This is a genomic window from Enterococcus sp. HMSC061C05 (genome assembly GCF_001814765.1).
GTDB classification, from domain to species: Bacteria; Bacillota; Bacilli; order Lactobacillales; family Enterococcaceae; genus Enterococcus_B; species Enterococcus_B lactis.
The window spans coordinates 67373-88472 of sequence record NZ_KV817761.1; the positions used below are offsets into that span (position 1 = coordinate 67373).

The window sequence follows — 21100 nt, forward strand, 5'->3', positions numbered from 1 at the left end:
TAACAACGTGGAAGATCAACAAAATCTAGAAGCCATCATGGGACTCATCATGTTTGGCGGTAATGCAAAGAGCGACGCAATGGAAGCGATTGCGGCTGCTAAAATCGGTGATTTCGAGTTAGCGGATAGAAAAATCGCTGACGCAGAAGAATCACTTATACAAGCACATCATGCACAAACAGATATGTTGACACAAGAAGCACAAGGAAATCATATGCAAGTGACGTTATTGACTGTTCATAGTCAAGATCATTTAATGACGTCTATTGCGTTTACTGATTTAGCAAAAGAAATCATCGAACTTTATCGTCGCGTATACAGCGAATAAATACAACTTCTTTTTTGAACGGAAGAAGAAAAATTTTTGAACGGATTTTTTATTTTGTTATAAAGAGAACTCTCTTTATATAAAAAACTTATAGGAGGAAGTAAAAAATGAACGGACTAACAAGTTGGATGGAGAAATACATCCTGCCAGTTGCCGCAAAAATCGGAGCGCAAAAACATTTAGTTGCTTTGCGCGATGCTTTTATCGGCACACTGCCCGCAACAATGGCGGGATCAGTCGCTGTAATGATCAATGCAATTATTCGAGATTTACCGCAACAGTTTAACAGTACCTACGCTGACAGTTTAGCAGCAGACAAAGGAATCTTTGCCGTATTGAATGTCATCATCGGAATCAATGGTTTTGTCTGGAACGGTACACTAGCAATCGCCGGATTGATCTTTGCCTTTTCTTGGGGGTATAATCTTGCCCGAGCTTATGGAGTAAATGATCTAGCTGGGGGGATCGTTGGTCTAGCTACCTTGATTCAAGGTATTTCCTTTGGTCCAGCATTATCAGCAGCATTAGATGTGAATGTCCCTTCAAATGTCGCAGATGCAATCAATAGTTCTGAGATTGGTGCAACGATTGCAGATGGCACACTGTCAGTTGGATTATGGGGTTGGCTAAAACTAGATCATTTGAATGGAAACGCTTATTTTACAGTTATGATCATGGGAGCAATTTCAGTCATTATTTTTTGTAAATTGATGCTTGCTAACATTACGATCAAAATGCCTGATTCAGTACCGCCAGCAGTATCTAAAGCATTTGCAGCCATTTTACCAGCGACGATCGCTTTATACGTCATTGCTATTATCAATTATATCGTAGGTCGTGTAGCTGATGGGCAACTAATCATCGATTTGGTGCAAAAATATATTGCAGAACCATTCCTAGGATTATCCCAAGGGTTGGGAGCAGTATTGATCGTCACAGTGTTTGTTCAAGTATTCTGGTTCTTTGGTATTCATGGACCAAATGTATTGGCACCAGTGCTAGAGGGAATCTGGGGACAAGCACAACTAATCAATATTGATATTTTCCAAAAAGGTTATAACGGAAAAACTGGTACACCAGCCGTGTTAGACGCAATCGAAGATGGAAAAGCTTATATGTGGGTCCGTGGATCGTTCGATGCTTTTGCATGGTTTGGCGGATCAGGTGGAACGATCGTCTTACTGATAGCTATCTTGATTTTCTCTAAACGAGCGGATTATTTAACAGTAGCTAAATTATCCATTGGACCTGGTATTTTCAATATCAACGAGCCAGTGATGTTTGGTCTGCCGATCGTATTGAATGCCATCATGTTCATCCCATTCTTGATTGCTCCAGTAGTTGCGACAGCTATCGGTTGGTTAGCAACTTACTTTGGACTTGTAGCACCAGTTTCGCAACAAGTTACATGGGTAGTACCGCCGTTCTTATTGTCATTCTTAGCAACAGGAGCGGATTGGCGAGCACCAATCGTAACGTTGGTATGTATGGTCGTGACTTTCTTGATTTGGGCACCGTTTGTCATTTCTGCAAATAAAATGGACCCTGCCGCAGGCGAACAACAATAAGATGAATCTGAGGAGCGAGACGCTTTAAGTTTCGTTCCTCATAATGAATTTTCGAGGAGGAACTGAAATGATTTCAATTGCCAGTGCAATGCAACAAGATGCAATCAAAGAATTGTTAGAAGGATACAATGAAGAAGGAATGACATTTACGTTTAAAGAAAAACAAGGAATCAAAATGTTCTTTGAAACAAGTGCAGAAGATCCGGAAGCTGCGGCTAAAAAAGCAAAGGAACTAATCAAAGCACAGCCTTGGGGAACAGTCCTTTATTTTCAGTCAACAGCTGTTTAAGAAAATGGTTCAAAAAGATAGGATGGTTGATATGATAAAAAACGGTTTATTTTTATGTAGTATTGGTTCTTTGATCGTGTTGTATAGTTTGAATCCACATTCGCAAAGGTATGATTTGTATAGTATGGTCACGGGTATTTTCCTAACAGGATTAGGAATCTACTTCTTCATGAAGGGGAAAAAAAGAGAAGAAGCAAAGGAGAAAAATAACTAATGGAAATCACAAAAAAATTAAATATTCCAGCGTCGTTTTTTTACGATAAAGTTATGGATTCTGTTCTTTTCGATGTACGTAAAGCGACCGGCAAATCAGTGACCAGAAAACAGCTGAAAAATTTGGAGTACGTCAAACAATTCTCGCAAAATAACCGGGCTCGTATAAAAATCGAAGAAGTCATTGAAAACCAGTCTTATAAGTTTCGTACATCGACAACGAAGAATGAATTCGTTGTTCATTATCAAATCAAACCAGTAGACGATTCGACCTGTGAGGTTCATTACACAGAAAAAATGGAGTCTTATGGCATGCTTCAAAAGTTGAATGATATGCTTTTAGGAACGATCTTGATGTACTTTAAGCGGAGACGTTTCAAAAAAATGCTAGAGATGATCGAAGCAACGTATTAAACCAGTAAAAAAATGGTACTATTTAGTTATTGAAAAATGAAGTAAGCTAGAAGAGATTTTTCAGAGGAAGCGAGGTCTTTCCTGAGATTCCTCACTAGCTTTTTTGTAGGAAGGGGCAGCAAAATGACAAAACAAGTAAGAGAGCTAGGGGGATCTTCGATTGAGGAAATGTTTGCTTTAGCCACATATGCATTTAATGGGGCAGATACACCTGAAAGGAGAGAACGTTTTCGTACACTTGCGGAGAATTCCTGGAATTACGGTTTTTTTGATGAGGAGGATCGGCTAACAAGTCAAGTCATGGCGACTCCTTTTCCAGTGAATTTTTACGGACAAGAGTATTTAATGGCCGGTATTGGCTATGTTGCTTCTTATCCTGAAGCAAGGGGACAAGGCGGAATCAATCAGATCATGGAAAAGATCCTTGAAGATTGCCGTGATCGTAAAGTAAGCTTATCTTATCTGGCGCCATTCTCCTATCCCTTCTATCGGCGCTATGGCTATGAACAATCGTTTGATAAAATCAGGTATCAACTAAATAGTCGTGACGTGCCGTTTACCAAAAAAAAATCTGGCAAGATGAAGCGTATGAATTTCGAAGATGCAAAAGCTGCAATCAAACGAATTTATGAACAGATGCCTGAAAACCAACGAGCTGGTCTGAAGCGCGAAGACTGGTGGTATACGTATAAATTCAAGCAAAAAGGTAATTACCAGTTTGCTTTGTATTTTGATGAGACTGGGGAAGCAACGGGCTATGTCGTTTACCAGCTTGCAGCGTCTTCCTTTATTATTGTGGAATGGGGATTTTTGAATCATGATGCCTTTTGCAGTCTTGTCCGCTTTGTAAGTTCCCATAACGGTGCTTTTGAAACATTTGAATATTCATGTGGCTACGGTGGCAATGATCAAAATTATCTATTAGCAAATCCATTTGCTTCTGTAACGATCACACCTTATATGATGGCGAGGATCGTAGATATTTCTTTGTTTTTGGAAAAATATCCATTTAGAAAGAAACAAGCTGCCTTTGCCCTTCAGATAGAAGAAGATCAGTATGCAAAATGGAATGAAGGAATCGTGGAAGTAACGATCAAAAATGGAAAAAACCATCTCTCAAAAGTAGAACAAACAGCATTACCGATCGTTCGCGGAAGTATCCAACATATCACACAGCTATTATTAGGATATCGTAAAGTTGAAGAGCTGGTATTCCAAGAGAGGATACAGGTGGCAAAAGAATATGAAGAAACGTTAAGCTCGATCTTGCCACAGCAACAGCCAATCCTTAATGACTATTTTTGATAAAAAAAGGGTGATGACAATATTTTTGTCACCACCCTTTTGTTTTTTCGTTTGGCATTTGAAGGAAAATGTTAAAGTAAATCCTCTTTTTTCGTAAATTTGAATTTTTTGTTTTCTTTTGTTTTAGGGTTTTCTTTTTTGTGGTCTTGGATTGCTTCTTTCGTAATCTTTTCCCGATTTTTTTTAGATGAATCTAAGCGTTCGGCATATACTTTTTCTTTTGGCTTATCATTCATTGGAAAGAACCTCCCTGTATTATTTCATTCTACTCCTAGTTTATCATCTGTTAAGAGCTAGTGGAAACGATTTGCCTAACTTACAAGCTGATTTTTTTAGCAGATAAGCTTGCAAGTAAAAAACAAACAAGCTACAATTGATTTATTGAAATTGTTCCTGTAGCTCAGTAGGATAGAGCAATCGCCTCCTAAGCGATAGGTCGCTGGTTCAATTCCAGTCAGGAACGTACAAATAACCCCTGTATCCTTTGTGATACAGGTTTTTTTATTTTAAAACAACGAAAATTAAATATTTTATAATTAAAAAAACTTCATTTTTTATTGATATAAGGGTATAATTTTTATTGAAGGAAGGTGATAAAAAAACATTTTCATTAAAACGGAAAGTAAAAAATAAAAATAAAAATGAAAGAGGGAGAAAAATTAAAAAAATGGATTCTTAGCGCTACATTGATTATTTTACTTAGGGCTTTCGCAGATGTAAGGGTAATAGAACAAAGTGGTTTTACTGGTAGGCGCGTAGCTTTTCCAATGCTATGAAGCTAGAGCCTTTCTAGTGGGCATAAGTATGTTTGACTTCTTATGCTAATCTGGACACATAATGTACAGGCGCACTACATAGAGAATCACGATAGAGAATCACGAAAGTGGGATAGTACTAAGTATAGTTGATACAAACAGCACTTCACAGCTAGAATAATTGGAAAGTCAGAAGTTTTTTGTTCGATTTGAAATACCTAGTTAGTTTGAATAAGTACATAAAGAATCTTCTTATTTAGCACTTAATAAAAAATATAAAAAACATTTAAAAGAGAAATCAAAGGTTTTCTCAATCTTTGATAAAAAAGGAGGAAGTAGAAAATGAAAAAAGCAAAATTGATACTTAGCACAATCGTCTTGACATCTTTAAGTAGTGGGTTTTTAGGGAGTGGGACGGTGGATGCCAGTGCATATAATAATAAAGTTGTTTCGCTTCGAGCTGCTAGTGACACAACGCTTACTGTGTCACGCATACCTTATAATCCTATTCTATATTTTGAAATTGGAATGGAAAATTATAATCAATCTGACTCAACCCAACGTTGGGTAATGGAGTACAATGCAAATGCCGGTGGTTATTATATCCGGGAGCAGATTCCGGGAGGTATGAATTCTAGTCCGAATTATATTTGGAGGGATAGCAGGGGAGGAGGCTTTGTGGACTTCTCGAGTAACAGAGAGAATGTAGGGACTCTGTGGAAGTTACATTCAGCCGGACAGAATTCGTTGGGAAATATATTTTTTATAGAAAATATGTCAAGCGGGACCTATTTGAATTGGAGCAGAGGAGGTCATACTGATCTGGGGGTGTTTTCTACTGCATTTGATTGGAATCGTGAGCAAAGATTCATTGTGCAAGTTGAAGGAGAAGTTTAAAAGATAAAATGGAAGTACACTAATACATTCAATCTTTTTGACTTATATCTAGAGAGTGGGGCAATAATCAGATTTTTTTCTGACTATTGTCCCACTCTCTTTTTTATATGTTTTTTTTATTTTATTTGTGCTAACAAGATTTTGCTCAAGCCCAATCTCCATTACGGAAAATCGGTACTGTAGAACCGTCTTCGCGGATTCCATCGATATCCATCTTGTCAGATCCTACCATGAAATCTACGTGGGTTTGACTTCTATTCAAACCAGCTTCTGCTAATTCCTCGTCGGACATTTCTGTACCGCCTTTCACACTGAAGGCATAAGCAGACCCTAAGGCTAAATGGTTCGATGCGTTTTCATCAAATAATGTATTGAAGAAAATGATACCAGATTGAGAAATAGGGGAAGGGTCGGGAACAAGTGCCACTTCTCCTAGACGACGCGCACCTTCATCGGTATCAAGCAATTTTGCTAAGACATCTTCGCCTTGTTCGGCAGAAAAGTCAACTACTTTTCCATCTTTGAAAGTAAATTTCATACCAGAGATGATCGTACCAGCATAACTTAGCGGTTTTGTGCTTGAAATATACCCATCTACTCGATGACTGTCAGGTGCGGTGAACACTTCTTCTGTTGGCATATTTGCCATGAATTTTTCCCCTCGAGCATTGTAGCTTCCAGCACCTTCCCAAAGATGGTTTTTAGGCAATCCAATGATGATATCCGTACCAGGAGCAGTGTAGTGCAGGGCAGAAAATTGTTCTTGATTCAATTCTTCTGCTTTTTTTGCTAATTTCTCATCGTGTTTTTTCCATGCTAAAACAGGGTCTTCTTCGTAGACACGAGTTGTTTTGAAAATTTGATCCCATAATGCATCAACTTGTTCTTCTTCTGGCAGATCTGGAAAAACTTTTGCTGCCCATTGTTTACCAGCAGCAGCTACAACAGTCCAACTGACTTTATTTGCCTGAGTTGCCTTGCGCAAATTCATTAGTGCTTTACCGGCAGCTGCTTGATAAGATGCTACTCGTTGGCTGTCTACACCGGCAAACGCATCAGGGTCGGCAGAAACGACACTGATCCTGCTTGCTCCTTTTTCAAGCCATTCATCCGCTTGATCGATTTTAGATTGTGGTACATTCTCAATACGATCTGTTGCTGCATGTAAAAGAAATTCTCTTTGAATCTGATCATCCGTCCATTGAACGATGACTTCAGCAGCTCCTAATTTGTAAGCTTCTTGTGTGATCAAGCGAGCAAGGGGTGCTTGGTCCACACTGATCTGTAAAACGACTGTGTGACCTTTTTCTGTGGCCACGCCAGTTTCTGCAATTAAGCGTGCATATTTTTTTAGAAGTTCATTAAAATCGGATAACATAATAAAAATTCCTCCTCACCATTTTTTCTGGTAACTATTAGCATGATACCATTTAATCATGATTCAAACAATGTAGCTTTAAATAAAAAAAGGAGGTTATTTTTTTATGGTTGCGTTTCACATTCTATGACACGACTTGCTATTTTAGCTTGTGAAGAAAATCGAAAACTAATTTTGCATATCAAAAAAAACATGTTACAATAAAATTAATCAATGGTGGAAGCGTTATAAAAAAATTGAGGAGATTAAAAAAATATGGCAAGAAAAAAGACGATTACTAAAGAACAGATTTTGGCAGCTGCTTATGAAGTAGCTGCCACCGAGGGATTTACACGATTTACTGCGAGAAACATCGCGAACAAAATGAATTGTTCCACGCAGCCGATCTATCTTGAGTTCAAAAATATGGATGATTTGAGACAAGCACTTTTTGAACAAATCTATGATTATTTGCAATACGAAGTGTTTCCAGTTGAGCATACAGGGAATACGATTATCGATCTTGCTTTTAATTATATCCATTTTGCAAGAAGAGAGAAGAAGTTGTATCGTTCACTGTACTTAGAAGAATATGGTGGAGGAAAAGAGATGCAAAATTTCTCTTATACTTACTTTGTGAATACAGTGAAACGGGACCCAACCTATGCGGATCTTTCAGAAGAGCAGATCGAATCCTTGCATAACGGTACATGGATCATAGCTACCGGGATTGCAGCTTTGATGTCTTCAAGCATTATCCATCCAACTGATGAGCAGATTGAAAAAATGATCCAAGACAGCATTGATGCAATCTTGAATCTCAAAGAACCAATCGAAATCGATTGAATATACTCAAGAGTTTCACAAATCAGTAGATAACAAGAGATGTGTCAACATAAGGAAAATTTCGTTTTTCTTACAGCGTATACATTTTTAACTCCCGAAGAACTCTTCCATAAATACAATAAAAGAGCCGTCTAGATTGATTCAATCTGGACGGCTCTTTTATATCTCAAGCATATTAAAGTTTTGCGACTAATTCTTTAGCGAAAGCTTCTAGATTCTCGATATCTTCTTCCTCAGCATTTAAGTCTACTTTTACATTTTCTGCGCCTTTTGATGCGCCTGTTTTTCCAAAAGCAGCATCGAAGTCATCCACTGATTTACAGAATTCATCGTAAAAAGTATCACCAGATCCGCAGACGCCGTAGATTTTTCCTGATAGATCCAACTCTTGCAAGTCTTCATAAAAATCTACAATCTCATCAGGAAGATCGCCATCATCGTATGTATAAGTAGCTACGACGCAAATATCTGCCTCCTCGAATTCATCTGCATCTACTTGGGTACATTCGTTGATTTCGACTTCGATATCCATATTTTCAAATGCTTCTGCAACAATATCGGCGATTTCTTCAGTATTTCCTGTCATGCTAGCATATACGATTTTTGCTAAAGCCATGATGTGCCTCCTTGTTTAAAATTATTTAACAATTATGAATTATACCAAAACATCGTTGAAAAGAAAATAAAACCTAGAGACACATGGGAAATGTCATTTGGCTAAATGTATGCCGCTATGTTAAAATAAGAGAGATTTGTAAAAAGGAGACGAAAATATGATTACTTTAAAATCAGCACGTGAAATTGAAATGATGGCAGAATCTGGCGCTTTATTGGCAGATGTACATAAAAATCTGCGTGATTTTATCAAACCAGGCATAACAAGTTGGGATATTGAGGTATTTGTCAGAAACTATATCGAGAGTCATGGAGGAATCGCTGCGCAAATTGGCTTCGAAGGGTATGAATATGCGACTTGTATCAGTATCAATGACGAAATTTGTCATGGATTTCCTCGGAAAAAACCTTTGAAAAGCGGCGATTTGGTAAAAGTCGATATGTGTATCGATTTGAAAGGCGGCATTTCCGATTCTTGTTGGGCTTATGTAGTGGGAGAATCTACACCTGAGATCGACCGATTGATGGAAGTAACGAAGAAAGCATTGTACATCGGTATTGAGCAAGCACAAGTAGGAAATCGAATCGGCGACATCGGTCATGCGATCCAAACGTATGTAGAAGGTGAAAATCTAGCAATCGTCCGTGATTTTATTGGTCATGGCGTTGGTCCTACGATCCATGAAGAACCAGCCGTTCCTCATTACGGAGAAGCTGGAAAAGGTTTGCGATTAAAAGAAGGTATGGTCATCACGATCGAGCCTATGGTCAATACCGGAACTTGGAAAATGAAAATGGATCCTAATGGCTGGACTGCTTATACAAGAGACGGCGGACTATCTTGCCAATATGAACATACATTGGCTATTACTAAAGATGGCCCTAGAATCTTGACATCACAAGGAGAAGAAGGTACCTATTGATCCAGCCAATCAATAGGTACGGGAGAGGTACATGAAAGTTTGGAACAAAATAAAACAAAATGAAAATCTGATGCGCTTTATCGAGACGACTCAAAAGCGCATCACTGATTCAGAAATGAGTACGACCTCGGTTGTCGTTGCTTATTATTTACTCTTGTCTTTATTTCCATTGATTATTGCTTTTGGTAATATTTTGCCGTTTCTCCACATCGATCAAGAGACTGTACTGACCTATTTACGAGAAGTGATTCCTGAGACTGTTTATCAGTTTATTGGTCCTGCAATCAAGGACCTTTTGACACAAAGTTCAGGCGGTTTGTTATCCGTTTCTGCTTTGGCGGCCTTGTGGTCTGCCAGTCAAAGTATCAACGCTTTACAAATTGCGATGAATAAAGCGTATGGCGTAGAAAATAGAAAAAATTTTTTGATCGTTCGCTTCTTCTCGCTGATCGTAATCGTCTTGTTCATGATTGCCATTAGTGGAGTAACTATCGTTCTTGGTTTAGGACAGCTGATTTTAGATGCGATTCAACCGATTGTACAAATACCTGTAAACTTTATTGATCAGTTCCAAACGTTGAAATGGCCAATCACATTGGTGGCTTTATTTGTCATCATGTTCTTGATTTATTTAATTGTCCCTAATGCTCAATTGAAGTTGAAGACGATTATTCCAGGTACGATCTTCGCTACTGTCGGCTGGATGCTGTTATCACAAGTGTTTAGTATCTATGCCAGATATTTTGCAACGAGGATCAGCGGTTATCAGATCATAGGAAGTTTTATTGTCCTCATGCTTTGGCTTAATTTTGCTGCTACGATCATCATTTTGGGCGGAATCATCAATGCAGTTGTTCAAGAATACGTGACGGGACATCAAATCAAAAAACGTCGAGATCCAAGCCGAAAATGGTTCAATAAATTGAAAGCTAAATTTTCTCATAAAAAAAAGTAGAAACATGAGTTCTTATTGTAAATTTATATCAGTAATTTATAATAATTGTGACTCTTAATTAAAGTAGGTGCCCATATGCTTGTTTCTTTTAGTATGGTTATAAGATTTTTTCTGACAATTTTATTATCACTGATATTAACACCTGTATTTAAAATCATTTCAGTACAAACGGGTATGGTCGACAAACCAAATGAAAGAAGGATAAACAAAGTTCCAATGCCTTCCGCAGGCGGACTGCCCATTTTTATTTCATTTGTTATATCGACTTTATTCTTATTTCGTAAAATCATTCCACAATCGTATATTGTGCCCATCTTGCTCGCTTCTTTGGTGATCATCGTTACAGGAGTACTCGATGACAAATTTGAGCTGACGCCTAAACAAAAGAGTGTAGGGATCTTGCTTGCCTCTCTTATTATTTATTTTGTAGCAGATATACGTATTGATTCCTTTACGCTTCCTTTTATTGGCTATATCCAATTAGGATGGCTTAGTTTCCCTGTAACGATTTTTTGGATCTTCGGTATCACGAACGCAATCAATCTGATTGACGGTTTAGATGGGCTAGCGGCAGGGATTTCATTGATTGGTTTAATCACGATAGGCATCATTGGGTATTTTTTCCTTCATGCTTCCACAGTGTACATCCCGGTCGTTATTTTCTGTCTTGTAGCAAGCATTATCGGATTTTTCCCGTACAATTTTTATCCGGCAAAGATTTATTTAGGCGATACAGGAGCGTTATTCTTAGGGTTCATGATGGCCGTCCTTTCACTACAAGGGCTGAAGAACGTAACTTTTGTTTCGTCAATTTCTCTACTGATCGTCATGGGCGTTCCGGTAACAGATACGTTTTTTGCTATCATTAGAAGAAAAGCAAACCGTGTTTCTTTTTCTACAGCAGATAAAAAACATCTTCATCACCGACTAATCAGTTTAGGATTTACTCATAAAGGTGCCGTCCTGACGATTTATGCGATGGCTTTGATGTTTTCTTTCACAGCTATGGTCATGAATTATACTGGAAGAATCGGAACGATTGTATTGATTATTGCTATGCTATTTGCTGCAATTTTATTATTTGAATTGATTGGTCTGATTAACGAGAAACATCAGTTTATTTTAAAAACATTGCGATTTTTAGGGAATAAAGAGTATCGTACGCAAGTAAAACAGAAATATTTGAAGAAATGGAACCGTCATATAGATGAATAACAAATTAAACCAGCCAATTCTTATTAGTATTGTAACGGCGAACAGTGATAAGATTTTTCGGACACTAGATAATTTTATTTCAACTGTAAAAGATGAAACAGCGATAAAAATACGGATTTTTGACAACAACTCCCTTCCGGAATATACAAGCAGACTAAAAGAATATGTGACATATCCGTATATCGAAATCTATTTTCATGATGAAAATTCCGGATTCGGTTATGGACATAATCACAACCTGCTGAACAGCAATTGCCACTATGGTATTATTTGTAATCCAGATATTTTAGTGGATGAAGAAACAGTTACAGCATTGGTGTTGTTACTGAAAGAACATCCCGAATGCGCGATGTTAGCACCTAAGATTCTTAATGAAGATGGGACCACTCAGCACCTCATCCGTGAGCGGCTGGCTGTTTTTGATTATGTTTTGCGCTTTGTACCTTTCAAATGGGTCAAAAAAAGGTTTGATAAACGGCTAGCTGTCTTTGAGTGCCGTGGCTTGCCCACTGATGTTGATAGTTATGTGCGAATGATCTCGGGCAGTTTTATGGTAGCTGATATTGATAAATTTAAAGAGATAAGGGGATTTGATGAGCGTTTCTTCATGTACTTTGAAGATAATGACTTGTGTTTGAGTTTTGAAAAAGCAGGTTACAAATTATTGTACACACCCTTTTATGCAGTCGTCCATTTTTATGGAAAGGGTGCACATCGAAATGCAAAACTTTTTCGTGTGTTTTTGACTTCTATGATGAAATTTTTCAATAAGTGGGGGTGGCGTTTTTTCTGATGAAACCAGAAATAGTAGTAGTAGTCGTGCTCTATCAGCAACTATTCAGCCAATCTCCAACTTATGGACCATTAAGCAAAGCACTTAGCGAAAAGCATATTCAGCTTATTATTTACGATAATAGTCCTCAAAGACAGCAAAATGAGCTGTTTGAAAAAGAAAACACCATTTACTATCATGATCCGCAAAACCCTGGATTAGCGGCGGCTTATAATTATGCGTTGTCTCAAGCAAATGAAAGAACACGTTGTATCGTTACATTGGATCAGGATACGAGGCTAGTCGACGACTATTTTGAAATCTTGCGTAAAGTAGCTTTTACAGATGAATGTGTTGCTGCAGTTCCGATGATTTTTTCTGGGGGACGGCAAGTTTCTCCCGTCTATTCGAATCATTATATCAATCGTATAGCACATGCAGTAGAAGTAGACGGTACGACAGCTGAAAGAATCATGGCAATCAATTCAGGTGTGGCATGGTCTGTCAAATTTCTAAAAAAGATTGGCGGGTTTAATCCTGCTTTTTCTTTAGATTTTTTGGACCATTGGCTGTTTTGGAAAGTGAATCAGTTGGAAAAAACGGTGGAGATACTACCAGTACGACTGGAACATGATCTTTCGGTATTAGACTATGAAAAAGTTTCAAGCAATAGATACCGTTCTATTTTACAAGCAGAAAATCGATTTTATCATGAATATGATCAAAGACATTTATCCAGTCACCGACAACAATTATTGTTAAGAACAGTTAAACAGTTTTTGACCGTCAAAAACCGGCATATCTGGCGGATGACTTTGCGCTCATATGTTAAGAATTGGAAGGTGTGAATTCGTGCGTTCGGTTTGTATAGCTACCTTTAATGGGGGCAGATATTTAAGAGAGCAGTTGGATAGTATTTTATCTCAGCTTTCAGCAGAAGATGAAGTGATTATTTCAGATGATGGGTCAGTAGATGATACATGGGATATATTGACTGAATACGCAGAAAAAGATAGACGGATAAAGCTTTTTTCAGGACCTCGTCAAGGGTTGATCGCTAATTTTGGCTATGCGATCCAGCAGACGAAAGGAGAGCTAATCTTTTTGGCAGATCAAGATGATGTTTGGTTAGAGACAAAAGTGAAAAAAATCACTGACTATTTTGAACAGCATCCGGATCAATTAGTAGTCGTTTCAGATTTGATCATTGTGAACAGTAAGCTGCAAGAGATCCATGCTTCCTATTTTTCATTCCGAAATTCCAAAGAAGGATGGGTCAATAATGTGATACGAAGTCATTATATTGGTGCAGGTATGGCTTTTCGCTCTTCGTTGAAATCCGATATTTTGCCGATTCCCTCAGAAGTGCCTATGCATGACATGTGGATCGGTTTGTTGGGAGGAAGGAAGACTGGGTTTCTGAGAGAACCTTTGACACTGTATCGAAGACATGATTTAAATGCGAGTGAGATTGAAACGCATTCTAAATTACGCCAAAAAATTTCCTGGCGTGTTCATCTGATTACGGCGTTGATCAAACGAAAATGGTTTAAACGTTGATAAAAGATGTTTAAATCCTTAATATTTCCATGACAAATATAACGATTGATGAGATAATAGCAAAGTGAAATTTGAAATCAAAAAGGAGAGCATATATCCATGAAGGGAATCATTCTTGCTGGGGGCAGCGGAACACGTCTGTACCCTTTAACAAAGGCAACATCGAAACAATTGATGCCAATTTATGACAAACCAATGATTTATTATCCAATATCTACTCTGATGTTGGCGGGAATCAAAGAAATTCTGATTATTTCAACGCCACAAGATACACCACGTTTCAAGGAATTATTTGGAAACGGAAATGATTTAGGACTGCAGATCGAATATGCAGTACAAGAAAGTCCAGATGGATTGGCACAAGCGTTTATCATTGGAGAAGAATTTATTGGAGATGATAGTGTCTGCTTGGTATTAGGAGACAATATTTACTATGGTGGCGGTCTGTCTAAAATGTTGCAACGAGCAGCTTCAAAAGATACAGGCGCGACAGTATTTGGCTATCATGTCAATGATCCAGAACGCTTTGGTGTAGTAGAATTTGATGAGAACATGCAAGCTTTGTCGATTGAAGAAAAGCCTGCTCAGCCAAAATCAAATTACGCAGTAACTGGCCTTTATTTTTATGACAATGAGGTGATTTCTATTGCTAAAGGAATCAAACCGTCAGAACGTGGAGAACTAGAAATCACAGATGTCAATAAAGCATATTTGGATAAAGGAAAATTATCTGTAGAACTTATGGGACGCGGATTTGCTTGGCTTGATACAGGAACACATGAATCATTGCTTGAAGCATCTACCTTTATCGAAACGATTGAAAAACGTCAGAATTTAAAAGTGGCTTGTTTGGAAGAAATTGCTTACCGTATGGGCTACATTGATAAAGAACAACTGCTAGCCCTTGCACAGCCTTTGAAAAAAAATCAATACGGTCAATATTTATTGAATTTGGCCGCTGAATAAGGAGTTCCTACAGATGAAAGTAACAGATACAAAATTAACAGATGTAAAAATCGTGGAAATGGATGTCTTTGGCGACCATCGCGGTTTTTTTACAGAAAGCTATTCAAAAGCAAAATTTGCAGAACATGGATTAGATTATGACTTTGTTCAAGACAATCATTCGTTATCTGCTGAAGCTGGTGTTCTTCGCGGGCTTCATTTCCAAAAAGGAGAAGCTGCACAGACAAAATTGATTCGTGTGGTTACTGGAGCAGTTTTAGACGTAGTAGTGGACATCCGCAAAGGCAGCCCGACTTATGGTCAATGGGACGGATTTATCTTATCTGAACATAATCATCGTCAGTTGCTTGTACCTAAAGGATATGCACATGGATTCGTTACTTTAACACCAAACGTGAACTTCCTTTACAAGTGTGATAATTACTATAATGCAGAAGCAGATGGAGGCATCGCATTTGATGATCCAGATTTAGCGATTGATTGGCCAATTGATCCATCAAGAGCGATTATGTCGGAAAAAGATCACCGTCATCCGACATTAAAAGAATTTGAAGCAGAAAATCCATTTGTTTACGGAGAAATCTAAGAATTAAGGAGAAATTTTCTTATGAAAAACATCATTGTTACCGGAGGTGCCGGATTCATCGGCTCTAATTTCGTTCATTACGTGGTAAACAATCATCCAGAAGTGCATGTCACTGTTTTGGATAAACTGACTTATGCAGGAAACAAAGAGAACTTGGCTGGACTTCCTAGCGATCGCGTAGAATTGGTCGTAGGAGATGTTGCAGATGCAGAATTAGTGGACCGTCTAGTAAAAGAAGCGGACGCAGTTGTTCATTACGCGGCAGAATCCCATAACGATAATTCATTAAAAGATCCTTTCCCATTTGTACAAACGAATATCATTGGTACGTATACACTTTTAGAAGCTTGCCGCAAGTATGATGTACGCTATCATCACGTATCTACTGACGAGGTTTACGGAGATCTTCCATTACGTGAAGACCTACCGGGACATGGAGAAGGCGAAGGAGAAAAATTCACTGCCGAAACACCATATAATCCTTCAAGCCCATATTCTTCTACAAAAGCTGGTTCAGATCTGTTAGTAAAAGCGTGGGTACGCTCTTTTGGCTTACGTGCAACTATTTCAAATTGTTCAAACAACTATGGTCCTTACCAGCATATTGAAAAATTTATACCTCGCCAAGTAACGAACATTTTAAGCGGTATTCGTCCAAAATTATATGGTGAAGGGAAAAATGTTCGTGACTGGATCCATACAAATGATCATTCTTCAGCAGTGTGGTTGATTTTGACAAAAGGCAGAATTGGCGAAACCTATCTGATCGGTGCGGACGGCGAAGAAGATAATAAGACTGTGATGGAATTGATCTTAGAAATGATGGGTCAACCAAAAGACGCATACGACCATGTAAACGACCGTGCAGGGCACGATTTGCGTTATGCAATCGATTCGACAAAATTGCGAGAAGAGCTAGGTTGGCAGCCTGAGTTTACGAACTTCCGTGATGGGTTGGCTGACACGATCAAATGGTACGAAGAACATGAAGACTGGTGGAAAAAAGAAAAAGAGGCCGTTGAAGCAGCATATGCCAAAAATGGACAATAATACAGAGAAAATTTCACTGTATTAATGGAAAAACACATGTGAGGCAGGCGCTCGCCTGTCTCTTTTTTAAAATAAAAATCAAGGAGCGGATAACCATATGTTTTTATTAACTGGAGGAAATGGACAATTAGGTACAGAATTGCGCCATTTATTAGATGAAAAAAATCTGCCATATGTTTCAACAGATGCAAAAGACTTGGATATCACAGATGCTGAGAAAACAATGGCTTATATTACAGAATTAAAACCGGATGTTATTTTCCATTGCGCAGCTTACACAGCAGTAGATAAAGCAGAAGAAGAAGCAAAAGAATTAGATGAGAAAATCAATGTCGATGGCACAAGAAATGTAGCGCTTGCAGCAAAAGCTGTGAATGCTCAATTCGTCTATATCAGTACAGACTATGTCTTCGATGGAAAAAACAAAAATGTAGAGTACGAAGTAGATGACCAAACGAATCCACTAAATGAATATGGTCGTACGAAATTATTAGGTGAAAAAGCAGTAGAAGAGATTTTAGAAGACTATTATATCATACGAACTTCTTGGGTTTTCGGGATTTATGGACACAATTTCGTCTTCACGATGCAACGCCTAGCGGAAACCCGCGACAAACTGACTGTAGTAAATGACCAGTTCGGGCGGCCAACTTGGACACGTACTTTGGCAGAATTTATGGTATATGTTATCGAAGAAAAAGCACCATTCGGTATTTATCATTTGTCGAACGAAAATAGCTGTTCTTGGTATGAATTTGCCAAAGAAATATTGAAAGATACAGATGTGGAAGTAGCGCCTGTTACATCGGAAGAATTTCCACAAAAAGCAACGCGTCCGCAGTATTCAGTCATGAGCCTGAAAAAGACAGAAGCGTTAGGATTTGCCATACCAACTTGGCAAGAAGCACTTGCGCAAATGCTGGAAGCTGCCAAAAAAATGAATAAGTAATTTCCTTTTTATCAAATAGAATTTGGAGCATGATATGGAAAAACAAACAAGAAGTGCACGACGAAAAGAAAAACCAAAAGCGAATCAGGCAGATTCGAATTTGGTGCTTGACCTGTTTCTAAAACTCCGATACCTTATTGGTGTTTTAGTCATCGTGGTCATTGTTACTTTTAATTTAAACGGAAGTTCACTTGGTGTTTGGGATAAATATGTGTCGCAAAGAGACGATGGGAAAAAAACTGATGTGATTTTTGGACAGAATCGGGAAGTGCGGTCAGATGAATGGCTGGTGCAGACACCTTTTTACCTCTCACAAGCTGAAGAGGACTTTCCGTTGGTGAACGAAGATTATTCATTGAACGGACAAAACATGATCATTGCGTATAATTCTCCTGTAAAGGATATTACGGTTATCGGAAAACCATTCAACTGGGGATTCTTTTTCCTCGGAAGAGATCGAGGCCTTTCCTTTTATTGGGCGATGAAATTAGTCGTCATGGTCTTGCTTGGATTCGAAGTACTGATGATATTAACGAAGAGAAAAAAAGCATTATCGCTGATTGGCGCATTTGCGCTGACATTTTCTCCCGCAGTCCAGTGGTGGTTCATGCAGCATGTGGGCGATTTGATTTTCTTTACTTTGGGATTGATGACTGCTTTTTATCATTATTTCTACAATCATGATAAAAAATGGCTGCGAACGTTGATGATGCTTTTGGTGGTTATTTTCGGTATTGGGTTTATTTTAGTGATTTACCCAGCCCATCAAGTGATGCTGGCGTACTTGCTGATTTTTTATTTTGTTGGACTGCTTATTTACTACAGCAAGAAAATTTCTTGGGATCTGTTGGATGTAGTGTTGATTGGAGGGGCAGTTTTATTTATTGGCGGAGTCATGGTTCATTTCTGGCTGACGTCAAAAGACGCATTGTTAGCTTCTTTGAATACCTTATATCCAGGAAAACGAGTCAGTACCGGTGGAAAGTGGACGATTGGCGAATTTTTTTCTTTCCTGACAAACTGGAAAATTCCTTTTGAAGACATCAACTATTCGAATAACTCTGAAGTGGCTTTGTTCTACCACTTCTTTCCAACTGTATTCCTAGCCAGTCCATTTGTGTTATTTGGCAAAAAAGATAGTGAACAAAAGTTATTGGGACGTATTTTGATGATTTTTTGTCTGTTTTCTATCTTTTGGATTACCGTTGGATTGCCAAAATGGCTAGCAGAAATTACTCTGCTGTCTTATGTTCCTCCTTTAAGAGCCATCCTTACTTTTAGTTTTGCGGCTTGCCTATTATCAATTTGGTTCATCGCTTATATTTGGAGAGAAGATGTTATTCCTATTTGGTATAAATTCATTTTACTGGCAGTAAACGCATGGTCTTATTTCTATGCAATTACTCATTCGAAGATGGATAATTATTTTTCAGATTTCGAAACCATCGCAGTCGTTGTGTTGGGAACAGTGATTTTAGCTTTTGCATTATTTGGATGGAGACGCTTGTTTTATCTTGCTTTTGCCGCCGTGATCATCGCATCTGGTTTCTTTGTCAATCCAGTCGTAGAAGGTACTGGAGCGATTTTTGAAAAAACACTGGCAAAAGAAATCCGAAAAATCGATCAACAAGACCCTGGCAAAGTCTGGTTGACTGAAGATGAACTGTATAACTTCACCCCAACTTTGGGTGTGAAATCTTTCAATACAGTCCGCTTTTATCCAGATATGGCTGCATGGAAGAAAATCGATCCAAAAGAAGAATATGAGAAGTATTATAATCGGTATGCTCACACAAGAGCTTTTATCGCTAAGGAAGATACAAAGTTCATTTTAGATCGTCCAGATATGTTCTCGGTCACGTTGAATTTTGAAGACGCAGAAAAGTTAGGGATCAACTATGTAATCAGTAAGCGACCGTTAACTGATTACAATCAGTTATATGAAGCTCAATTCACACAACTATATGGACCGGATAAAGATGGTTATATGATTTTTAAAGTAGAATATCCCGATTATCCAGATGTACCACAAACACAAACTCAGGAAAATCAGCTAGTCTTACAGTAATGGGCTAGCTGAGAACAACCCTGAAGTATTATTAGAAAGGAGAGTGGAGATAATTCAAGCAATCGTACAAAAATTTGTCAACAAAATGAGTGCTGGTTTCTTGCTTTTGCTGCTGACGCTGGTCTTTTCTGTTTGGACAGCAGGATTAAGCTTCCCAGCCACTTTGTTTATATATAACAACAGTTCGCTACTTATCACTTTTAGTGTGGCTATTTTGCTCATTTTAAATGTTTATAAAGCAAAAGGCGTCGATTTTCTTTATCTAGGTGTTGCGCTTGCACTTTTCATTTTCTTTTCTTACTTTCGGGAATTAAGAAATGAGTCTTTATTTGGAGATTTACTGTTTCCTTTGATTATTTTATTTTGTTTAGTAATTAAATGGATTGAGTGGACAAAATGGGATCGCGGGATTTATCTGCTTGTCTTTACGGTCTTCCTCGGAATCACGTTATATCGTGTATTTACAGAGATCCAAGTACCAGAAGGACAAAGCATCTGGGCTCCAGGAAATTCGCTTTCTGATATTTGGATCAATACGAATACAATCGGAAGTTCTTTGATGACTCTTGCTTTATTGATCAGCGGATTTGCCAGTTCTTTTGAACGGTGGTATGTTCGTATCATCGGTGGGATAGCAGTCGTTGCAGCCTTTTTAGGCATTTGGGTCTGTCAATCAAGAGGCGCATTAGTTGCATTGATTGTTTTTGCGATATTGGATCTTTTACCTAAATCATTGATGCGTGTCATTCGTGCGCCGTTTATTGCCTATACGGCTACGATTCTTTTGGCTTTACCGATTTCTTATCTAGCCGCTGTTTCCGAAAAAGTCAATTTGTTTACCGGTCGAGAAGATATTTGGCATAAATTCTATCAGACGCTAGGAGAAAAATCTGAGCAAGTTTTACTAGGGATGAAAACATTCATCTTCCAACGAGGAAACCAATTTTTAGGAAACCACAATAGTTATAATTCTATTTTGAATATCTATGGGTTAATAGGGTTTGGAATTGCTGCTTTGCTGCTTATCCTTTTTATTGGTCGCTTAACGTTGAAAGCAGATTTGTCCAACGGGCAGATGACTTTTATCTGGGCCTTTTTTGCGGTGATGATGCAGTCATTTATGGAAGATACATTGACTTCATACCCATGGGTTCCGATTATTTATATCCTGTTGGCTATGTCCGTTCATCGCTATGACGAAACGAAAGTTATGGAAGAATACTATGACATAGAAGAGCCATATGACGACATGAATGCTGGAGATCCAAGTTATGAGGAACAACCAGATAGCGCTCATTCTTCCAGGATCCAACGCTATCATTGATAGGCGCCAAATACGAGAGAGGCTGTGACAACCGTCGCAGCCTTTTTTGGTTTATTGCAATTGTCTAGCATCTTCTGTAAAATAGAAACGTTAGAGAAAATCTTGTATCATAGAAAATTAAGAAATAAATAAGAACGCAGCTCGG

The 21100-nt window shown here is 38.2% G+C and carries 23 protein-coding genes and 1 tRNA gene; 21 read left to right on the forward strand and 3 right to left on the reverse strand.

The window, feature by feature from the left end:
* The first annotated feature begins 7 nt into the window (after window positions 1-7).
* The 6 genes from HMPREF2988_RS12400 to eis all read left to right on the forward strand — a co-directional run bounded on the left by HMPREF2988_RS12400 (window position 8) and on the right by eis (window position 4117).
* Entirely contained in the window at window positions 8-328 is a 321-nt protein-coding gene (locus HMPREF2988_RS12400; RefSeq protein ID WP_002286604.1) for a PTS lactose/cellobiose transporter subunit IIA, read from the forward strand.
* A 107-nt stretch (window positions 329-435) separates the two neighbouring features.
* Window positions 436-1896, forward strand: coding sequence for a PTS sugar transporter subunit IIC (locus HMPREF2988_RS12405; RefSeq protein ID WP_002292902.1), 1461 nt, complete (start codon window positions 436-438; stop codon window positions 1894-1896).
* Between the two features lie 67 nt (window positions 1897-1963).
* Window positions 1964-2185: a hypothetical protein gene (locus HMPREF2988_RS12410; RefSeq protein ID WP_002292901.1), complete on the forward strand. Its 222-nt coding sequence runs from the start codon at window positions 1964-1966 to the stop codon at window positions 2183-2185.
* A gap of 31 nt (window positions 2186-2216) precedes the next feature.
* Complete coding sequence (locus HMPREF2988_RS12415; protein ID WP_070770741.1) at window positions 2217-2399, forward strand: DUF3188 domain-containing protein; 183 nt, start codon at window positions 2217-2219, stop codon at window positions 2397-2399.
* Window positions 2399-2812, forward strand: a complete 414-nt coding sequence (locus HMPREF2988_RS12420) for a DUF3284 domain-containing protein (protein WP_002315398.1) — start codon at window positions 2399-2401, stop codon at window positions 2810-2812. Before HMPREF2988_RS12415 ends, HMPREF2988_RS12420 begins: the two co-directional genes overlap by 1 nt.
* A 123-nt stretch (window positions 2813-2935) precedes the next feature.
* Window positions 2936-4117: a GNAT family N-acetyltransferase gene (eis, locus tag HMPREF2988_RS12425; RefSeq protein ID WP_024634781.1), complete on the forward strand. Its 1182-nt coding sequence runs from the start codon at window positions 2936-2938 to the stop codon at window positions 4115-4117.
* Window positions 4118-4188: 71 nt separating this feature from the next.
* On the opposite strand, the gene HMPREF2988_RS13810 is transcribed toward eis, so the two are convergent.
* The gene (locus HMPREF2988_RS13810; RefSeq protein WP_002286676.1) at window positions 4189-4353 is read right to left on the reverse strand and encodes a hypothetical protein; all 165 of its coding nucleotides are present in this window, start codon (window positions 4351-4353) and stop codon (window positions 4189-4191) included.
* Between the two features lie 153 nt (window positions 4354-4506).
* Between HMPREF2988_RS13810 and HMPREF2988_RS12435 the strand changes: the two genes are divergently transcribed.
* Together HMPREF2988_RS12435 and HMPREF2988_RS12440 are read left to right on the forward strand one after the other, a co-directional pair.
* Window positions 4507-4580 (forward strand) — tRNA-Arg (locus HMPREF2988_RS12435).
* A gap of 634 nt (window positions 4581-5214) precedes the next feature.
* Window positions 5215-5769, forward strand: coding sequence for a hypothetical protein (locus tag HMPREF2988_RS12440; RefSeq protein WP_002329031.1), 555 nt, complete (start codon window positions 5215-5217; stop codon window positions 5767-5769).
* Window positions 5770-5914: 145 nt separating this feature from the next.
* Here HMPREF2988_RS12440 and HMPREF2988_RS12445 read toward each other — a convergent pair whose 3' ends face one another.
* Window positions 5915-7147 (reverse strand): aminopeptidase, encoded by a 1233-nt coding sequence (locus HMPREF2988_RS12445; RefSeq protein ID WP_002315342.1) that lies wholly within the window; start codon window positions 7145-7147, stop codon window positions 5915-5917.
* Between the two features lie 255 nt (window positions 7148-7402).
* On the opposite strand from HMPREF2988_RS12445, the gene HMPREF2988_RS12450 reads away from it, so the two are divergent.
* Entirely contained in the window at window positions 7403-7972 is a 570-nt protein-coding gene (locus HMPREF2988_RS12450; RefSeq protein ID WP_002315341.1) for a TetR/AcrR family transcriptional regulator, read from the forward strand.
* A 175-nt stretch (window positions 7973-8147) separates the two neighbouring features.
* Here HMPREF2988_RS12450 and HMPREF2988_RS12455 read toward each other — a convergent pair whose 3' ends face one another.
* Complete coding sequence (locus tag HMPREF2988_RS12455; protein ID WP_002292892.1) at window positions 8148-8588, reverse strand: flavodoxin; 441 nt, start codon at window positions 8586-8588, stop codon at window positions 8148-8150.
* 157 nt (window positions 8589-8745) lie between these two features.
* Here HMPREF2988_RS12455 and map point away from each other — a divergent pair, with 157 nt between their 5' ends.
* The 12 genes from map (at window position 8746) to HMPREF2988_RS12515 (ending at window position 20955) form a co-directional block, all read left to right on the forward strand.
* A complete protein-coding gene (gene map, locus HMPREF2988_RS12460; RefSeq protein ID WP_002292891.1) occupies window positions 8746-9510 on the forward strand; it encodes a type I methionyl aminopeptidase in 765 nt (254 codons plus the stop codon).
* A gap of 31 nt (window positions 9511-9541) precedes the next feature.
* On the forward strand, window positions 9542-10465 hold the full coding sequence (locus HMPREF2988_RS12465; protein ID WP_002292890.1) for a YihY/virulence factor BrkB family protein: 924 nt from the start codon (window positions 9542-9544) through the stop codon (window positions 10463-10465).
* 75 nt (window positions 10466-10540) lie between these two features.
* A complete protein-coding gene (locus HMPREF2988_RS12470; protein WP_002329034.1) occupies window positions 10541-11680 on the forward strand; it encodes an MraY family glycosyltransferase in 1140 nt (379 codons plus the stop codon).
* A complete protein-coding gene (locus tag HMPREF2988_RS12475; RefSeq protein WP_070770742.1) occupies window positions 11673-12473 on the forward strand; it encodes a glycosyltransferase in 801 nt (266 codons plus the stop codon). Before HMPREF2988_RS12470 ends, HMPREF2988_RS12475 begins: the two co-directional genes overlap by 8 nt.
* Entirely contained in the window at window positions 12473-13300 is an 828-nt protein-coding gene (locus tag HMPREF2988_RS12480) for a glycosyltransferase (RefSeq protein ID WP_070770743.1), read from the forward strand. The genes HMPREF2988_RS12475 and HMPREF2988_RS12480 overlap by 1 nt, the downstream gene beginning before the upstream one ends.
* 4 nt (window positions 13301-13304) lie before the next feature.
* Complete coding sequence (locus HMPREF2988_RS12485) at window positions 13305-14012, forward strand: glycosyltransferase family 2 protein (RefSeq protein WP_002292885.1); 708 nt, start codon at window positions 13305-13307, stop codon at window positions 14010-14012.
* Window positions 14013-14111: 99 nt separating this feature from the next.
* Complete coding sequence (rfbA, locus tag HMPREF2988_RS12490; protein ID WP_070770744.1) at window positions 14112-14978, forward strand: glucose-1-phosphate thymidylyltransferase RfbA; 867 nt, start codon at window positions 14112-14114, stop codon at window positions 14976-14978.
* Window positions 14979-14991: 13 nt separating this feature from the next.
* Window positions 14992-15564 (forward strand): dTDP-4-dehydrorhamnose 3,5-epimerase, encoded by a 573-nt coding sequence (gene rfbC / locus HMPREF2988_RS12495; RefSeq protein WP_002292883.1) that lies wholly within the window; start codon window positions 14992-14994, stop codon window positions 15562-15564.
* Between the two features lie 21 nt (window positions 15565-15585).
* Complete coding sequence (rfbB, locus tag HMPREF2988_RS12500) at window positions 15586-16614, forward strand: dTDP-glucose 4,6-dehydratase (protein WP_002292882.1); 1029 nt, start codon at window positions 15586-15588, stop codon at window positions 16612-16614.
* 97 nt (window positions 16615-16711) lie between these two features.
* Window positions 16712-17563, forward strand: a complete 852-nt coding sequence (rfbD, locus tag HMPREF2988_RS12505) for a dTDP-4-dehydrorhamnose reductase (protein ID WP_002315336.1) — start codon at window positions 16712-16714, stop codon at window positions 17561-17563.
* Between the two features lie 34 nt (window positions 17564-17597).
* Window positions 17598-19631, forward strand: a complete 2034-nt coding sequence (locus HMPREF2988_RS12510) for a DUF7657 domain-containing protein (RefSeq protein ID WP_024634787.1) — start codon at window positions 17598-17600, stop codon at window positions 19629-19631.
* Between the two features lie 43 nt (window positions 19632-19674).
* Entirely contained in the window at window positions 19675-20955 is a 1281-nt protein-coding gene (locus HMPREF2988_RS12515) for an EpaQ family protein (protein ID WP_025478854.1), read from the forward strand.
* Window positions 20956-21100 lie beyond the last annotated feature (145 nt).

What these genes read in the sequence shown, in the direction of transcription:
- HMPREF2988_RS13810 (WP_002286676.1), bottom strand. Translation starts at nt 4,353, where the DNA reads ATGAATGATAAGCCAAAAGAAAAAGTATATGCCGAACGCTTAGATTCA.
- HMPREF2988_RS12465 (WP_002292890.1), top strand. Translation starts at nt 9,542, where the DNA reads ATGAAAGTTTGGAACAAAATAAAACAAAATGAAAATCTGATGCGCTTT.
- HMPREF2988_RS12450 (WP_002315341.1), top strand. Translation starts at nt 7,403, where the DNA reads ATGGCAAGAAAAAAGACGATTACTAAAGAACAGATTTTGGCAGCTGCT.
- HMPREF2988_RS12440 (WP_002329031.1), top strand. Translation starts at nt 5,215, where the DNA reads ATGAAAAAAGCAAAATTGATACTTAGCACAATCGTCTTGACATCTTTA.
- HMPREF2988_RS12475 (WP_070770742.1), top strand. Translation starts at nt 11,673, where the DNA reads ATGAATAACAAATTAAACCAGCCAATTCTTATTAGTATTGTAACGGCG.
- HMPREF2988_RS12510 (WP_024634787.1), top strand. Translation starts at nt 17,598, where the DNA reads ATGGAAAAACAAACAAGAAGTGCACGACGAAAAGAAAAACCAAAAGCG.
- rfbD (WP_002315336.1), top strand. Translation starts at nt 16,712, where the DNA reads ATGTTTTTATTAACTGGAGGAAATGGACAATTAGGTACAGAATTGCGC.
- rfbC (WP_002292883.1), top strand. Translation starts at nt 14,992, where the DNA reads ATGAAAGTAACAGATACAAAATTAACAGATGTAAAAATCGTGGAAATG.
- rfbA (WP_070770744.1), top strand. Translation starts at nt 14,112, where the DNA reads ATGAAGGGAATCATTCTTGCTGGGGGCAGCGGAACACGTCTGTACCCT.
- HMPREF2988_RS12410 (WP_002292901.1), top strand. Translation starts at nt 1,964, where the DNA reads ATGATTTCAATTGCCAGTGCAATGCAACAAGATGCAATCAAAGAATTG.
- HMPREF2988_RS12420 (WP_002315398.1), top strand. Translation starts at nt 2,399, where the DNA reads ATGGAAATCACAAAAAAATTAAATATTCCAGCGTCGTTTTTTTACGAT.
- rfbB (WP_002292882.1), top strand. Translation starts at nt 15,586, where the DNA reads ATGAAAAACATCATTGTTACCGGAGGTGCCGGATTCATCGGCTCTAAT.
- HMPREF2988_RS12470 (WP_002329034.1), top strand. Translation starts at nt 10,541, where the DNA reads ATGCTTGTTTCTTTTAGTATGGTTATAAGATTTTTTCTGACAATTTTA.
- HMPREF2988_RS12415 (WP_070770741.1), top strand. Translation starts at nt 2,217, where the DNA reads ATGATAAAAAACGGTTTATTTTTATGTAGTATTGGTTCTTTGATCGTG.
- HMPREF2988_RS12480 (WP_070770743.1), top strand. Translation starts at nt 12,473, where the DNA reads ATGAAACCAGAAATAGTAGTAGTAGTCGTGCTCTATCAGCAACTATTC.
- HMPREF2988_RS12445 (WP_002315342.1), bottom strand. Translation starts at nt 7,147, where the DNA reads ATGTTATCCGATTTTAATGAACTTCTAAAAAAATATGCACGCTTAATT.
- map (WP_002292891.1), top strand. Translation starts at nt 8,746, where the DNA reads ATGATTACTTTAAAATCAGCACGTGAAATTGAAATGATGGCAGAATCT.
- HMPREF2988_RS12455 (WP_002292892.1), bottom strand. Translation starts at nt 8,588, where the DNA reads ATGGCTTTAGCAAAAATCGTATATGCTAGCATGACAGGAAATACTGAA.
- HMPREF2988_RS12405 (WP_002292902.1), top strand. Translation starts at nt 436, where the DNA reads ATGAACGGACTAACAAGTTGGATGGAGAAATACATCCTGCCAGTTGCC.
- eis (WP_024634781.1), top strand. Translation starts at nt 2,936, where the DNA reads ATGACAAAACAAGTAAGAGAGCTAGGGGGATCTTCGATTGAGGAAATG.